This is a genomic window from Actinomyces timonensis DSM 23838 (genome assembly GCF_000295095.1).
Taxonomy (GTDB): Bacteria; Actinomycetota; Actinomycetes; order Actinomycetales; family Actinomycetaceae; genus Actinomyces; species Actinomyces timonensis.
The window spans coordinates 385,108-400,141 of record NZ_JH806634.1 but is presented as its reverse complement, the minus strand read 5'-3'; the positions used below and the strand labels follow the sequence as shown (position 1 = coordinate 400,141).

At 73.6% G+C, this 15,034-nt stretch carries 10 protein-coding genes and 1 tRNA gene; 6 read left to right on the top strand and 5 right to left on the bottom strand.

Going from position 1 to position 15,034, the window contains the following annotated elements; translation table 11 throughout:
• Together A1QA_RS0112065 and A1QA_RS0112060 are read left to right on the top strand one after the other, a co-directional pair.
• Positions 1 to 1,255: Nramp family divalent metal transporter (locus A1QA_RS0112065; protein ID WP_017179166.1), on the top strand; the 1,255-nt coding region annotated here is incomplete at its 5' end.
• Positions 1,256 to 1,310: 55 nt separating this feature from the next.
• Positions 1,311 to 1,386, top strand: a tRNA-Arg gene (locus A1QA_RS0112060).
• 476 nt (positions 1,387 to 1,862) lie between these two features.
• On the opposite strand, the gene A1QA_RS0112055 is transcribed toward A1QA_RS0112060, so the two are convergent.
• The 4 genes from A1QA_RS0112055 to A1QA_RS0112040 all read right to left on the bottom strand — a co-directional run bounded on the left by A1QA_RS0112055 (position 1,863) and on the right by A1QA_RS0112040 (position 6,927).
• On the bottom strand, positions 1,863 to 2,624 hold the full coding sequence (locus A1QA_RS0112055; protein WP_026048919.1) for a glycerophosphodiester phosphodiesterase family protein: 762 nt from the start codon (positions 2,622 to 2,624) through the stop codon (positions 1,863 to 1,865).
• The gene (locus A1QA_RS16600; protein ID WP_017179164.1) at positions 2,621 to 4,261 is read right to left on the bottom strand and encodes a peptidoglycan DD-metalloendopeptidase family protein; all 1,641 of its coding nucleotides are present in this window, start codon (positions 4,259 to 4,261) and stop codon (positions 2,621 to 2,623) included. The genes A1QA_RS0112055 and A1QA_RS16600 overlap by 4 nt, the downstream gene beginning before the upstream one ends.
• 183 nt (positions 4,262 to 4,444) lie before the next feature.
• Positions 4,445 to 5,572 carry a hemolysin family protein gene (locus A1QA_RS0112045; RefSeq protein ID WP_017179163.1) on the bottom strand — a complete coding sequence of 376 codons (1,128 nt, stop codon included), beginning with the start codon at positions 5,570 to 5,572 and terminating at the stop codon, positions 4,445 to 4,447.
• Positions 5,569 to 6,927: a hemolysin family protein gene (locus A1QA_RS0112040; RefSeq protein WP_017179162.1), complete on the bottom strand. Its 1,359-nt coding sequence runs from the start codon at positions 6,925 to 6,927 to the stop codon at positions 5,569 to 5,571. Before A1QA_RS0112040 ends, A1QA_RS0112045 begins: the two co-directional genes overlap by 4 nt.
• Before the next feature lie 270 nt (positions 6,928 to 7,197).
• Here A1QA_RS0112040 and A1QA_RS0112035 point away from each other — a divergent pair, with 270 nt between their 5' ends.
• Entirely contained in the window at positions 7,198 to 10,914 is a 3,717-nt protein-coding gene (locus tag A1QA_RS0112035) for a multifunctional oxoglutarate decarboxylase/oxoglutarate dehydrogenase thiamine pyrophosphate-binding subunit/dihydrolipoyllysine-residue succinyltransferase subunit (protein ID WP_017179161.1), read from the top strand.
• 87 nt (positions 10,915 to 11,001) lie between these two features.
• Here A1QA_RS0112035 and A1QA_RS0112030 read toward each other — a convergent pair whose 3' ends face one another.
• Entirely contained in the window at positions 11,002 to 11,610 is a 609-nt protein-coding gene (locus tag A1QA_RS0112030; protein ID WP_017179160.1) for a TetR/AcrR family transcriptional regulator, read from the bottom strand.
• Positions 11,611 to 11,689: 79 nt separating this feature from the next.
• On the opposite strand from A1QA_RS0112030, the gene A1QA_RS0112025 reads away from it, so the two are divergent.
• From A1QA_RS0112025 to A1QA_RS0112015, 3 genes are all read left to right on the top strand, one after another.
• Positions 11,690 to 12,616, top strand: a complete 927-nt coding sequence (locus A1QA_RS0112025) for an ABC transporter ATP-binding protein (RefSeq protein WP_043508581.1) — start codon at positions 11,690 to 11,692, stop codon at positions 12,614 to 12,616.
• Positions 12,613 to 14,250: an ABC transporter permease gene (locus tag A1QA_RS0112020; RefSeq protein ID WP_017179158.1), complete on the top strand. Its 1,638-nt coding sequence runs from the start codon at positions 12,613 to 12,615 to the stop codon at positions 14,248 to 14,250. The genes A1QA_RS0112025 and A1QA_RS0112020 overlap by 4 nt, the downstream gene beginning before the upstream one ends.
• Before the next feature lie 119 nt (positions 14,251 to 14,369).
• Complete coding sequence (locus A1QA_RS0112015) at positions 14,370 to 14,984, top strand: GDSL-type esterase/lipase family protein (protein ID WP_017179157.1); 615 nt, start codon at positions 14,370 to 14,372, stop codon at positions 14,982 to 14,984.
• Positions 14,985 to 15,034 lie beyond the last annotated feature (50 nt).

The following is a 15,034-nucleotide window of genomic DNA, read 5'->3' as shown; positions in this document are numbered from 1 at the left end:
CCGGCTCCTGGCGCTGCTGGGCCCGGCCTTCGTCGCGGCGGTGGCCTATGTGGACCCGGGGAATGTGGCCGCCAATATCACCGCGGGGGCGCGTTACGGCTACCTGCTGGTGTGGGTACTCCTGGCGGCCAACACCTTCGCCATCCTCATCCAGTACCAATCGGCCAAACTCGGGATCGTCACCGGGCGCTCGCTGCCCGAGCTCCTGGGTGCCCGGCTGTCGCGCCCTGTCCGCCTGGCCTACTGGGCGCAGGCCGAGCTCGTGGCGGCCGCCACCGACCTGGCGGAGATCATCGGCGGGGCCATCGCCCTCCACCTGCTGACCGGGATGTCGCTCATCGCCGGCGGCGTGACCATCGGCGTCGTCTCCATGGCACTGCTCGCCCTCCAGGAGAGGCGCAGCCAGCGGACCTTCGAGGGCGTTGTCATGGGGCTCCTCGTGCTCGTGACCATCGGCTTCGTGGGCGGGCTTATGGTGGCGCCGCCGGACTGGGGCGCCACGGCCAGCGGGATCGTGCCGCGCCTGGAGGGCAGCGGAAGCCTGCTGGTGGCGGCCTCCATGCTGGGGGCCACGGTCATGCCCCACGCGATCTACCTGCACTCCTCCCTCGTGCGGGACCACCACCGCGAGCTCGGCGCCGGGAGCCGGGGCGCCAGTGGGGAGGCTCACGAGGGCGTCCGCGGTGGCGGCGATGGGGACGCCCCGCGCACCCGGCGCCTCATCCAGGCCACGCGCGTCGACGTCGTCTGGGCCCTCGCGGTGGCGGGAAGCGTCAATATCGCGCTGCTGCTCCTTGCGGCCTCAGCGCTTGCGGGCGAGGAGGGGACGGACACCATCGAGGGCGCGCACGCCGCCATCGCCGCGCACCTGGGGCCCGTGGTCGGCGTCGTCTTCGCCGTCGGGCTGCTGGCCTCGGGGCTGGCGTCGACGTCGGTGGGCGCGTACGCGGGCAGCGAGATCATGGCGGGGCTGCTGCGCCTGCGGGTCCCCCTGCTCGCCCGGCGGGCCGTCACCCTCATCCCCGCGCTGCTCATCATCGGGGCGGGGGCAGAGCCCACGTGGGCGCTGGTGCTCAGCCAGGTGGTGCTCTCCTTCGGGATCCCGCTGGCGATCGTCCCGCTCATGCGCCTGACGGGCTCGAAGGAGGTCATGGGCGCCTGGCGCGACGGCGCCGCGCTGCGCTGGTCCTCCCGCGCCGTCGCCGCGCTCATCATCGTCCTCAACGCGGCGCTCGTGGTCCTCACGCTCGCCTGATACGCGCGCCGTCGGTTTCTCCCCGGGGCCGGGCGCTGGTACAGTCGCGCATCGGGCCCCGGTAGCTCAGTGGATAGAGCGTCTGCCTCCGGAGCAGAAGGTCGCAGGTTCGAATCCTGTCCGGGGCACCAGTTCCCGCCGTCGGCCCGCTGGAGTCATCGCGGAAGACACAGCGGGAGAAGAGAGTCGAAGGCCCGTGGGCCCAGGCTCTCGCCCGGGCCCACGGGCCCTTCGCTCACGAGGCCGCTCGACTCCCCCGGTTCCCATGACAAGGGAGGAGCGGTCCTCCTTCACCGAAGCGACCAGGACGGGCTCCCTAAGACCCGCACCGATCTCGATCCGAAGCGGTCGCGGGGTTCCCCAACCCTCACGCCCCGCACCGTTCGGCGGCAGTGACTATGTAACTCGTCGGACCTGGGAGCACACCCCCTGTTGCACTGGGAAGCACCTGGGAAATGACGGCGGGCGGTGATGGGGCGGCGCACGGCCGTGACTGAGAAGCTCGGGCGCGGAACCACAGGCCCGCTCGCGCCGTCGCGACGGCCCGTCCGGTGGAGGGCGGACCGGTCTCGGCGTGCTGTTCGCCCGGTCTCGGCGAGAGGGAGGGTCAGAGGGAGCGCAGGGCCAGGGAGGGGCGGTCGGTGATGATCGCATCCACGCCCAGGCCGGCCAGGCGCCGCATCTCGTGCGGCTCGTCGACGGTCCACACGTGGACCTCCATGCCCGCGGTATGGGCGGCGGCGATGAGGCGCCGGGTGGTCACGGGCACTCCCCAGTGCGCCACGGGGATCTGGACGGCGTCGGCCCGGGCGCCGTGGGAGAGGCGGTCGAGGACCGCGCGCCGCACCAGCCGGCTCGGGAGCGCGGCCTCGGCGGCCAGGAGCAGCGCGGCGATCTCCCGCGTCCCCAGGGAGGAGCGGATGGAGGGCTCCAGCGCCCGGGCCCGGCCGAGCCTGCGCGAGGAGAAGGAGGAGAAGCGCACCCGGTCGAGCGCCCCGGCCCTCCTCACCGTGGCGATCGCGGCCTCGACGACGCCGTCGGCCTTGAGATCGGTGTTGAGGGCGAGGCCCGGGTGCTCCTCGAGGGCCTCGTCGAGGCGCACGGGCGGGCGCCCGTCACCGGCGTCGACGGCGGCCAGGTCCGCCCAGCGCATCTCCTCGATCCGCCGGGGATCGCCCGTGGTGCGCTCCAGGCCCGGGTCGTGGGCGAGGACGACGACGCCGTCGGAGGTGGCGCGCAGGTCCGTCTCCATCCAGTCCAGACCGAGTTTGGCCGTGTGCTCCAGGGAGGACCAGGTGTTCTCCGGGGCCTCGCCTCCCCCGCCCCGGTGAGCGATGACGGCGCAGCGGCGCCGACGACGAGGCCTCACGAGCAGTCCGTGGTGAGCTCGGCCGCCTGGTTCTGCTGGAGCCAGGTCCACGGGTTGACGGTGGAGGAGTCCGCGGTGTCGTTCTTCGTGCGGATCTCGAAGTGGAGGTGCGGGCCGGTGGAGTAGCCGGTGGAGCCCACGCCGGCGATGAGCTTGCCGGCCTCGACGGTGTCGCCCTTCTTGACGTAGATCCCATCCTCGTACATGTGCAGGTAGGAGGAGTACCAGGTGGTGCCGTTGATGCTGTGCTCGATCGTCACGGTGCCGGTGCCGTCCACCATGCCGGCCTCGACCACGGTGCCCGCGGCCACCGCGTAGATGGGCGTGCCCACCGGGGCGGACATGTCCTGGCCGGCGTGGAGCTTCTGGTAGCCCAGGGTGGGGTGGATGCGGTAGCCGTAGTCGGAGGAGAGCTCGTAGGTCCCCGAGACCATCGGGTAGAAGATCTCCGGCGCCTTGGTGAAGGCGCTGGTGTTCCCGGAGGCGCCGGAGGACTGGGCGGCGCAGGTGACGGCGGCGTTGTCGTAGGCCTCGCGGATACGGGCCAGGGTGGCGGCGTCAGGGGCGTTGGACAGCTCGGCGTCCGTGCCGGGTGTCAGGTCGGCGTCGGAGCCCAGCACTCCGGCGGAGACCGACGACGGGGTGCCCGCGACGCCCGGGTAGGTGGGGGCCACTGCGGAGGCTGAGGAGGCGCCGATCCCTCCTCCGAGCACGCGGGCCTCCATGGGTGCGACGACGGTAACGACGGCGAGGACGGCGAGGACGGCGACGCGGCTCGTGGTGCCGCGCAGAGTGCTGCGGCTGGCTCGTGCCGGCGCGCTGAGGGCCTCTGCGTCGTCAGGGTCCCCCTCGAAGTCGGCGGGGGTGGGCTGCTCGGAGGCGGGGATCTCCACCGTGGGACCGTCGGAGCCGCGGCGCGGGCGCTCGGCGGGGGCCGCGGGGGCCACTTGGGCGTCAGTGCCCGGCGAGTCCCACGAGTCCTCGGCGGGCGCCCTCAGGGGCTCGAGGGCCTCGAGCGCGGCGGGCTCGGGGGCGTCGCGGTGGGCGACCATCGCGGGGGCGTCGTCGACGGCGGACAGGGAGCGCCAGCTGGGCCGACCAGCCTCGGCCCGCGGCTCCCAGCGCTCGGGCGCCCAGGCCGCGGACGATGGCGCCTGCTGAGGCGCGCGAGGCTCCCCTGTCTGGGGCATCGCGGCCTCGGGCAGGGCCGCGACGGGCTCGTTCGCGCTGGCGTACAGGGGTGAGTCGGGGAACTGGAGGGCGGCGTCGGCGGTGCGCGCGGTGTGGAGGGCGCCAGCGGCGCTGAGCGCGGTGCTCGCGGCCTCCCGCTCGGCCTGGAGGCGCGCCTGCCGCAGGCGCTCGCTGCGGGTGAGAGGGGCATGGGGCGCCGCGGGGGCGGCATGGGCGGACGCGCCCGGCCCGGAGGCGGCGGTGAGGGTGGGGACGCTCGGGGAGGCCGCCGCTGGTCCCGCGGAACGGTGCGCCATAGGTCCCATCGAGGCGATCGAGGCGCTGGCGGGGCCGTCGGCGTCGGGGATGGTGTCCTCGACCTGGCCGCCCCCGGAGCCCGCGAGCGCGGCCTGAGCAGCCCGCTCCGCATCGCGGCGCTGGCGGCGTGTCAGGGGAGGCTGGCTCACGCGGGATTCTCCAGATCGTTTCGGGGATATCCCCGGTCACTACCGGGGGAGGCAGAGGTCGGGTCGGGCCGACGATCGGCTCGGCCTCATTCACCTTAGCGAGCCAGCGCCACAAGCGCCACGTGGGGTACGGCACGGGCGGATCCGGGCAGGTCAGTGGTCCTCAGTGGTCCTCGGCGGCCTTCAGTCGCGATCCCTGCGCTGGTACCCCTCGCGCTGCATGGCGTCGTTCACCTCGCCGACGAGTTCCTCGAGGATGTCCTCCAGGAAGACCACGCCGATGGTCCGCCCGCCGCGCCCCGGCCCGGCGGGCTCGAGGACGCGCCCGAGATGCGCGCCGGTGCGCTGCATGGCGGCGAGCACCTCCTCGACCTCGTCGTCGGCGCGCACGGGGACGAGGGCCCGCGAGCGCCAGGCGGGGACGGGCTGGTGGCGCTCGTGCTCCTCGGCGCCCAGGATGTCCTTGAGGTGGATGTAGCCGGTGATGATCGGATTGGCGCCGCTCGCGGCAGCGCCGTCGGGCCGATCAGCGCTCCCGGGCCCGCCCGCCTGGGTGATCGGGAAGCGGGAGAACCCGGTGGAGGCGACCAGCCGCTCCACGTCCTCCGGGGTGCCATCCTGGGGCAGGGTGACGAGCTCGCCGAGCGGCACCATGGCCGAGCGCGCGGTCTCCTCGGAGAACTCGATCGTGGAGCTCAGCAGGCCGGTGTCGTCGTCGAGCACGCCCTCGGCGGTGGAGCGCTCGACGATCGCGGCGACCTCCTCGACGGTGTAGACGGCGGCGACCTCGTCGCGCGGCTCCATGCCGAGCGCGCGCAGCACCCCGTTGGCGATCCCGTTGAGGCCTGTGATGATGGGGCCGAAGAGGCGGGAGATGGCCACGAGCGGCGGGGCGAGCCAGCGCACGGCGGACTCGGGCGCGGCGATGGAGAGGTTCTTGGGGACCATCTCACCGGTCACGACGTGCAGGAACACGACGATGACGAGGGCGACGACGACGGCCGCGGCGTGGGCACCGGACTCCCCCACGCCGATGGCGAGCAGTGGCCCGGCGAGCAGGTGGGCCAGGGCGGGCTCGGCGATGACGCCCAGTCCCGTGGAGCACAGGGTGACGCCGAGCTGGGCGGTGGCGAGCATGGCGGAGATGTGCTCGAGGGCCCAGAGGGCGGTGCGGGCGCGGGCGTCGCCGGACTCGGCCAGGGGCTCCAGGGCGGCGCGCCGGGAGGAGGTGACGGCGAACTCGGCGCCGACGAAGAAGGCGTTGCCCACGAGGAGGGCGACGGCGATGACGAGGGCGAGTGGGGTGCTCATGCGCGCGCTCCCCCATCGGCCGCGCCGTCGGCGGGCTCGCCGGAGGACGCGGGGGCGGGCCGCGTGGGGCGCACGCGCAGGCGGGTGATGCGGCGCCCCTCCATGGCCTCGACAACGAGCTCGGCCCGGGGCAGCGCCAGGCGGTCCCCGATGGCTGGGATGCGGGCGAGCTCGGTCATGACCAGGCCGCCGAGAGTCTCGTAGGGGCCGTCATCGGGGACGTGGATGCCGGCGCGGGTGGCCAGCTCGTCGGGGCGCATCCATCCCGGGACGATCCAATCCCCGGAGGCTTCCAGGTGGGCACCGCCCCGGCGCCGGTCGTGCTCGTCGGCGACATCGCCCACGATCTCCTCGACGGCGTCCTCCAGGGTGACCACCCCGGCGGTCCCGCCGTACTCGTCGACGACGAGGGCCATCTGGGCGCCCTGGGCGCGCAGCTCGACGAGGAGTGAGGCCAGGGGCATCGTCTCGGGCACGCGCGGGGCGGGGGTCATGAGGGAGGACGAGGCCACGGGCACCTCGGCGCGCTTGGCGTAGGGCACGCCGATGGCTCGGCGCAGGTGGACGATGCCCTGGATGTCGTCGACGTCGTCGCCGGTGACGGGGAAGCGGGAGTGCCCGGTGGCCCGGGCGAGGGCGACGACGTCGGCGGCGGTGGCATCGGTGGGAAGGGTGTGGAGGCGGCCTCGGTCGGTCATGACGTCGACGGCGGACAGGTCGGCGACCCGGATGGAGCGGGTGAGCAGGGTGGCGGTGGAGGCGTCCAGCGCCCCCTCCTGGGCGCTGTGGCGCACGAGGGCGGCGAGCTCGCCGGCGGAGCGGGCGCCGCTGAGCTCCTCGGCGGGGGTGACCCCCAGCCAGCCCAGGACGATGTTCGCCGTGCCGTTGAGGACGCGGATCACCGGGGACAGGAGCCTGGTGAAGCCGGAGAGGAGCGGGGTGACCAGGCCCGCGGCGCGCAGGGGGTCGGTCAGGGTGACGTTCTTGGGGATGAGCTCGCCCGCGAGCATGGAGAAGGCGTTGACGAGGACGAGGGCCAGCGTGACGGCGGCGCCGCCGGCCACGGACTGGGCCAGCCATCTGGACAGAAGGTCGTCGAGGAGATTGGCCAGGGCGTCCTGCATCGTGTAGCCCAGCAGGATCGTGGTCAGCGTGATGCCGACCTGCGCGCCGGACAGGAGCGTGGACAGGCGGCCCAGGGCGAGGCGGACCCTCTCGGCGCGGCGGTCGCCCGCGGCGGCGCGGGTCTCCACGGTGGAGGGGTCGAGGGCGACGAGGGAGAACTCCCCGGCGACGAAGACCGCGGTTCCCGCGGTCAGGAGGATGCCGACAAGGATCATGAGCGCGTCGCGCACGTCTCCCCTTTCCTGTGGTGGTGGGCCGCACGCTACCACCGGGGGGCCTGTGCCCCGCTGGTCGACGGCCGGGGCGGGCGCCCGGCGCCGCGGCGCGGCCAGGCGGATCGCCTTCCGGTTCCCGGGACCAAAGCCTCATGTGCCCGTAGACTTGGGCCACCGCTTGGGCGCCGTTGCTCCGGCATCGCGCCCCGGCTCCGCCGTCGCCTCGACCAGGAGAGATGAGCCGTGACTACCCCGCAGACCGCAGATTTCGGCGCCAATGAGTGGATGGTGGAGGAGATGCGCGAGGCCTGGCTGGCCGACGCCTCCTCCGTGAGCGCGCCGTGGCGCGATTTCTTCGACGCGGCGGGCACCACCGGCGGGGCGCCGCGCGAGCCCTCCGGGGCGGTCCAGGACGTCACGCGCTCGGACCTGCCGCCGGCGCCGCCGTCGAGCACGGAGCCGCCGACCTCCCCCTACGCCCTGCGCCTGGCGGCCAGCCCCCGCTCCCCGCATGAGGGCCCCGCCTCGGACACCGACACCCGATTGCGGGGCGCGGCAGCCCGCACGGCGAAGAACATGGAGGCCTCGCTGGAGATCCCCACAGCGACGTCGGCCCGCGCGGTGCCCGCCAAGGTCCTCATCGAGAACCGGGCGATCATCAACGCCCATCTGGCGCGCACGCGGGGAGGCAAGGTCTCCTTCACCCACCTCATCGGCTGGGCCGTGGTGGAGGCGCTGGTGGAGATGCCGGCGATGAACGTCTCCTACCGGCTCGACGCCGATGGCCGCCCCACCCTGCGCTCCCCCGCGCACGTGGCCTTCGGGCTGGCGATCGACGCGCCGTCGTCCAAGGGCGAGCGGCGCCTCCTCGTGCCCTCCATCAAGGAGGCGGACCTGACCGACCTGTCGGGGTTCATCGCCGCCTATGAGGGCCTGGTGCGCAAGGCGCGCGCCGGGGCGCTGGAGGTCGAGGACTTCGCGGGCACCACGGTGACCCTCACCAACCCGGGCATGATCGGCACCCTGCACTCGGTGCCCCGGCTCATGAGCGGGCAGGGCCTCATCGTGGGCGTGGGCTCGATGGCCTACCCTGCGGCCTTCGCGGGGGCGAGCGAGGAGACACTGGCCCGGCAGGGCATCGGCAAGGTCCTCACCCTGACCTCCACCTACGACCACCGTGTCATCCAAGGGGCCACGAGCGGGGAGTTCCTGCGCCTCGTGGAGCGCAAGCTCATGGGGCTCGACGGCTTCTGGGACCGCGCCTTCACCTCGATGCGCGTCCCGCACGAGCCCGTCGCCTGGCAGCGCGACACGACCTACGACCCCGAGCTGGAGACCGGCAAGCCCGCGCGCGTGGCCGAGCTCATCCACGCCTTCCGCCAGCGCGGGCACCTCGCCGCGGACACCGATCCGCTCACCTACCACCAGCGCCACCACCCCGACCTGGACCTGACCACCTACGGGCTGAGCCTGTGGGACCTGGACCGCCCCTTCCCCACCCGGGGACTGGGCGGGGCCAGCCGCGCCACGCTGCGCGAGATCCTCTCCCTGCTGCGCGAGGCCTACTGCGGCACGGCCGGCATCGAGTACATGCACATCCAGGACCCCGCCCAGCGGGCCTGGTGGCAGGAGCGGCTCGAGGGCCCCCGCGCGGCGGTAGGAGCCGACGAGCGCCACCGGATCCTGACCAAGCTCGCCCAGGCGGAGGCCTTCGAGACCTTCCTGCAGACCAAGTACGTCGGCCAGAAGCGCTTCAGCCTCGAGGGCGGGGAATCGCTCATCGTTGCCCTCGACCGCCTCCTGGACGCCGCCGCCCACGACGGCCTGGACGAGGTGGTCATCGGCATGGCCCACCGCGGGCGCCTCAACGTGCTGACGAATATCGCCGGCAAGTCCTACGGCCAGGTCTTCGACGAGTTCGAGGGCAACGGCGTCATCGTGGGGGCGGGCACCGGGGACGTGAAGTACCACCTGGGCACGGAGGGCGTCTTCTCCGGAACCGACGGCGTGAGCACCCGGGTGTCACTGGCGGCCAACCCCTCGCACCTGGAGACGGTCGACGGCGTCGTCGAGGGGATCGTGCGCGCCAAGCAGGACCGCATCGGCCTGGGCGAGCGCGGCTACACGGTCATGCCGGTGCTCGTCCACGGCGACGCCGCCTTCGCCGGCCAGGGGGTCGTCTACGAGACCCTCAACATGAGCCAGCTGCCCGCCTACCGCGTGGGCGGGACGGTGCACATCATCGTCAACAACCAGATCGGCTTCACCACGGGGGCGGCCTCGGCGCGCTCGACGAACTACGCCACGGACCTGGCCAAGGGCCTGCAGGTGCCGATCTTCCACATCAACGCCGACGACCCGGAGATGGTGGCCCGGGCCGCGCGCCACGCCTACGAGTACCGCGCGGCCTTCCACAAGGACGTCATCATCGACCTCATCTGCTACCGGCGCCGCGGCCACAACGAGGGCGATGACCCCTCGATGACCCAGCCGGTCATGTACCGGCTCATCGACTCCCTGCCCTCCACGCGCGCCGTGTACACCACCGACCTGCTGGGGCGCGGGGAGATCACCGCCGAGCAGGCCGAGCAGATCGAGTCCTCCTTCCGCGACGAGCTGGAGCGGATCTTCTCCTCCACGCGCGCTGAGGCGTCTGCCCGCCCCGAGGGGGCCACCGCGCGGGACACCACCCTCCTGGCCGAGGGCGCGTCCCTGGCTGACCCGACGACGGTGGGCCGCTTCCCCGGGGGCCTGGACGTCCCCGCCTCCCAGGAGGCCGGCGCCGGCATGATGATCGGCTGGACGAGCGCCGTCGAGCCGGGCGTCGTCGAGCGCATCGGGGACGCCCAGGTGGCCTGGCCCGAGGGCTTCACCGTCCACCCCAAGCTGGAGCCGATGCTGCGCCGCCGCCAGGACTCCAGCCGCGCCGGCGGCATCGACTGGGCCTTCGCCGAGCTCGTCGCCCTGGGCTCGCTGCTCATGGAGGGCGTGCCGGTGCGACTGGCCGGGGAGGACGCGCGCCGCGCCACCTTCGCCCAGCGCCACGCCGTCCTGCACGACCACGCCACGGGCGCGGAGTGGACGCCGCTGGACTTCCTCACACCCGGCCAGGCGCCCCTGGAGATCTACGACTCCCTACTCAGCGAGTACGCGGCCCTGGCCTTCGAGTACGGCTACTCCGTGGAGCACCCCGAGGGGCTGACGCTGTGGGAGGCGCAGTTCGGGGACTTCGCCAACGGGGCGCAGTCGGTCATCGATGAGTACGTCACCTCGGCCACCCAGAAGTGGGGGCAGCGCTCGGGCCTGGTCATGCTCCTGCCCCACGGCCAGGAGGGCCAGGGGCCGGACCACTCCTCGGCGCGGATCGAGCGCTACCTGCAGATGTGCGCGCAGGAGAACATGCGCGTCGTCATGCCGTCGACGCCGGCGAACCACTTCCACCTGCTGCGCGAGCAGGCCTACTCCCGGCCGCGCCGACCGCTCGTCGTGTTCACCCCCAAGCAGCTGCTGCGGCTCAAGGCCGCCACGAGCCCGGTGGAGGATTTCACCTCGGGGGCCTTCCTCCCCGTCATCGGGGAGACGGATGCGGGGATCGCGCGGGGAGGGGGCGTGGACCGGGTGCTCATGTGCTCGGGGCGGGTCTACTACGACCTCCTCGCGGAGCGGGAGCGGCGCGGGGACGCCTCGACGGCGATCGTGCGCCTGGAGCAGCTCTACCCGCTCGACGGCGAGGCGATCGAGGCGGCGCTGGCCCCCTTCCGCGGCGCGGAGGTCGTCTGGGTGCAGGACGAGCCGAGGAACCTGGGCGTGTGGCCCTTCCTGGCGCTCGCCGCGCCCGCCGGCCTCGCTCGGCGCCTGAGGCCCGCGGGCCACCGGGGCGGGCTCGACGACGACGCCCACTGCGTGTCGCGCCCGGCGGCGGCCTCCCCCGCGCCGGGGACGGCGGGCCTGTACAAGCGCCAGCAGGAGGTGCTCGTCGCCGCCGCCTTCGACCGGTCCTGAGCGCGGCCGCAGCGCGCCGCCTAGGCTCCAGGCGCTCCGGGGCGAGGGCCGCCCCGGGGCGGAGCTGTCCGCCCGGCGCCGACGGCGCTACCGGGCGCCGTCGCCGCTCTCGATGAGCCGCAGCCAGGAGAAGGCCTCCTCGACGCCCTCGCGCAGGTCGGCCATATCGGCCGGGCATCCGGCATCGAACCAGTTGCGCATGGCGCCGATGACCGCCCAGACCATCGCGGAGGCCGCGATCCTCGCCCGGGGGAAGGACATGCGCCCCGAGTCGGCCACCACCCCCGCGATGGCGTCGACCTGATCGTTGAGGGCCAGGGACATCGCCCCCTGGATCGCGGGCACCTCGAAGCACAGGCGCGCGCGGCGCTCGGTGGCCCCGGCGTCGTCGACGAAGTGCTCGCGCCAGATGTCCTCAAGGGCCGAGGACGCGCACTCGGCGAGGCCGAGCCCGTCCGCGAGGCCGCGCCGGAAGGCGTCGAGGAGGCGGTCGTCGTACTCGTCGTGGACGACCAGGCCCTCCTTGGTCCCGAAGTACCGGTAGACCGTGCTCGGCGAGACCTCGGCGGCCTCGGCGACCCGCTCGATGCTCACCGCGTCGAAGCCGTCGGCCTCGAACATGTCCAGCGCGACGGCTTGGACATGGCGCATGGTCGCGGCCTTCTTGCGCTCGCGCAGGCCTGGTTGTCGCGCCACAGCGCCCTCCTCCGCCCTCCTCGCCCCAGCTGGGCGTCCAGCCCTTGACGCCCCGAGACTACCAAGTACAGTTACTGTCATGAGCAAGTCACTGTCAGATTTGATCATCGAGGCGCACGGGCTCGTCAAGAGCTTCGGCCGCGTGACGGCGCTCGACGGCCTCGATCTGCGGGTGGAGCGCGGCGAGGTCCATGGCTTCCTCGGCCCCAACGGGGCCGGCAAGTCCACGACCATCCGGGCCCTGCTCGGGCAGATCCGCCTCGACGGCGGCAGCGCCAGCGTCATGGGCATGGACCCCTGGCGCAGGGCCGTGGACATCCATGAGCGACTGGCCTACGTGCCCGGGGACACGGCGCTGTGGCCGGGGCTCACCGGCGGTCAGTGCATCGATGTTCTCGGCGGCATCCACGGCGCGATGAACCAGAAGCGCCGCGATGAGCTCGTCGAGCGATTCGAGCTCGACCCCACGCGGCGCTTCCGGACCTACTCCAAGGGCAACCGCCAGAAGGTCGCGCTCGTGGCGGCACTGGCCTGCGACGTCGATCTTCTCATCCTCGACGAGCCCACCTCCGGCCTCGACCCGCTCATGGAGGCCGTCTTCCAGGGGGTCGTCACCGAGCTGGCCAACCAGGGAGTCTCCGTCCTCCTGTCCAGCCACATCCTGGCCGAGGTCGAGACGCTCTGCGGGCGGGTCACGGTGGTGCGCTCCGGGCGCGGCGTGTTCTCCGGGAGCCTGGCCAGCCTGCGCGCCAGCGCGCCGAGCGCCATCGAGGCGGTCACCGAGCGAGCGCCCGAGGGCCTGGAGAGGATCGACGGCGTCGCCGATCTCATGGTGTCCACTGACCCCCACGGAACGAGGATCACCGCGCTCGTCGATGCCCGGGGGCTGCCAGCGGCACTGGCACAGGTCGCGCGGGCCCGGCCGCTCCAGGTCGCCGTTCGCCCGCCGAGCCTCGAGCAGCTCTTCCTGGAGCAGTACTCGGACGAGGGCGGTGAGCGCCCATGACCGCCGGCAGTGCCGCCCGCGGGGGCTCGGCGCGCTGGGCGCCGGCGCTCCCAGGCCGCCCCCTGGCCGGCCTCGGCCACGCGACAGCCGTGAGCCTGCGCGCCTGCTGGGGAGCCCTGGCCGTCGCCTGCGTGACGATGCCCGCGCTCGTGACCGCCATCGCGACGAGCATCACCGGCCTCTACCCCACCCTGGAGGACCGGATCGCCTATGCGGCGAGCGCCGGGGCGTCGACCGTGCAGGCGGCGTTCAACGGACTCCCCTACGGGCTGACCACGCTGGGCGGGATCACCGCGATCGAGGTGGGGTTCATGGGGCAGATCATCTTCCCCACCGTGGGCGTCCTGCTGGGGGTACGGCTGACCCGCCGCGAGGAGGAGGACGGGCGCGTGGAGCTCCTCACCGCCTCGCGCGTCGGACGCCTGGCCCCGTTGGGCTCGGCGGCGCTCCTGCTCATCGCCACCGCGCTCGTGGGAGGAGCGGCGATGACGGCCGGGATGGTGGCGGCGGGGCTGCCAGGGCGGGGATCGTCCTGGTACGCGGCCTCGGTGGCGCTGTGCTCGCTGTTCTTCGGCGCCGTTGGACTGGTCCTGGCCCAGATGTGCCAGCGCGCCCGCACGGCCCAGCACCTGGGGATCGGCGTGGTCAGCGCGGCCTTCCTCATGCGCTTCGCCATCGATGGGCTGCAGTGGCGGGCCGCGTGGGCGAGTCCGCTCGGATGGCTGCCGGAGGCGAGGGCCTTCGACGGCCCACGCCTCTGGCCCCTCATCGCGTACGGCGCTTGCGCGGCGCTCCTCACGATTCTCGCCGCCGTCATCGCCGGGGGCCGTGACACCGGCGCGGGGATCGTGGCGCCGAGGCCCGGGCCCGCCCGTGGTCCGAGCCGTGCCATGCCCGCCTGGAGGCTGGCCCTGGGCCTGCAGCGGGGCGGAGCTGCCGCGTGGCTCATCGGCGCGGTGCTGTGGGCGCTCGTCATCGGCCTGTTCAGCGACGAGGTGACGAGCACCGTCGCCTCGAACCCGCAGCTCCTGCGGTCCATCGGGCTCGAGCGCGCCACTGACATGGTCACCATGCTGGCCGCGGTCATCGTCGTGTCCGCGGCGAGCATCGTCGGCGTCCAGGGGGCCACGAGGCTGGGAGGTGAGGAGACCAGCGGGCGGCTCGGCGCCCTGCTGTCGACCCGCCTCGGGCGCGCGCGCCTGTGGCTCGGGTGGTGGGCGACGACGCTCGCGGCGTGCCTCATCGTCCTCGGCGCCTCCGCGCTCGCGCTGGCCGGCGGGATCTGGGCCGTCACCCGCGACGCTCCTGCGGCATGGGCCGCGCTGGAGGTTGGCGGCGCCTACGCCGCGCCGGTCCTCCTCGTCGCCGCTCTCGATGCGCTGCTGAGCGCGATCGGCCCGCGTTGGAGCGTGGCCGGCTGGGTGATGGCGGCCTGGATGGCGGTGGTCATGCTCCTCGCCGAGGCCCTGCGCCTGCCGGAGTGGGCCCGGGATCTCTCACCGGCGCATATGGTGGGAGTGCTGCCCGTGGACGACCCGGATCTGGGAGTGATCGCCGTCCAGGGAGCCGCGGCGCTCATCCTCCTGGCAGCCTCGCTCATCCTCTTCCAGCGCCGGGACCTTCGTGCGGGATGAGCCCGTGGCCGCGATGCTCCCGCCCGCTCCCGGCAGCGCGCCGCCGGGAGCGGGCGGGCCGGGTCGGTAGTCTGGGGTCCACCGATCGGGAGGACTCCCACACGAACAGGAGACCGTCAATGAGCGCAGCAGCCGTCCCTGGAGCAGCCGACGCCAACAGGATCCACTTCATCGGCGATGAGATCGTCGCCGGCTACGGCGACGCCCGGGCACTGGGCTGGACCGGCCGCGTGCTCGCGCGCACGCCGCAGGAGGCGGACCTGCTCCCCTCCACCCTGGCGATCCCGGGCGAGACCCTCGCCCAGCTCGCCGAGCGCTGGCATGACGAGGTGGCGCCGCGCTCCACCCACACCCGGGAGAACCGGCTCGTCATCGGCATCGGCGTCGGCGACGTGCTCGCGGGCATGTCCGCCGCGCGCTCGCGCCTGGCCCTGGCCAATATCCTCGACAAGGCCTCCAGCGAGCACCGGCCGTGCTTCGTCGTCGGCCCGCCGCCGCTGCCCCACGCCGACACCGACGCGACGGCGGCCCTGTCGCACGCGGCGGCCGAGGTCTGCCGGCGCCGCTCCACGCCCTACGTGGAGGTCTTCGACCCACTGCGCCACCACGACCAGTGGCTCACGGATGTGGCCGGTGGCGCCGGGCACCCGGCCCAGACCGGCTACGGGCTCATGGCCTGGCTGGTGCTGCACCGCGGCTGGTACGAGTGGCTGGGGGTCGAGGCCCCCGCCTGAGGCGCCTGACGGCCCGCGACGACGGGCGGCGCCCCTCGCCGAGAGCCTGG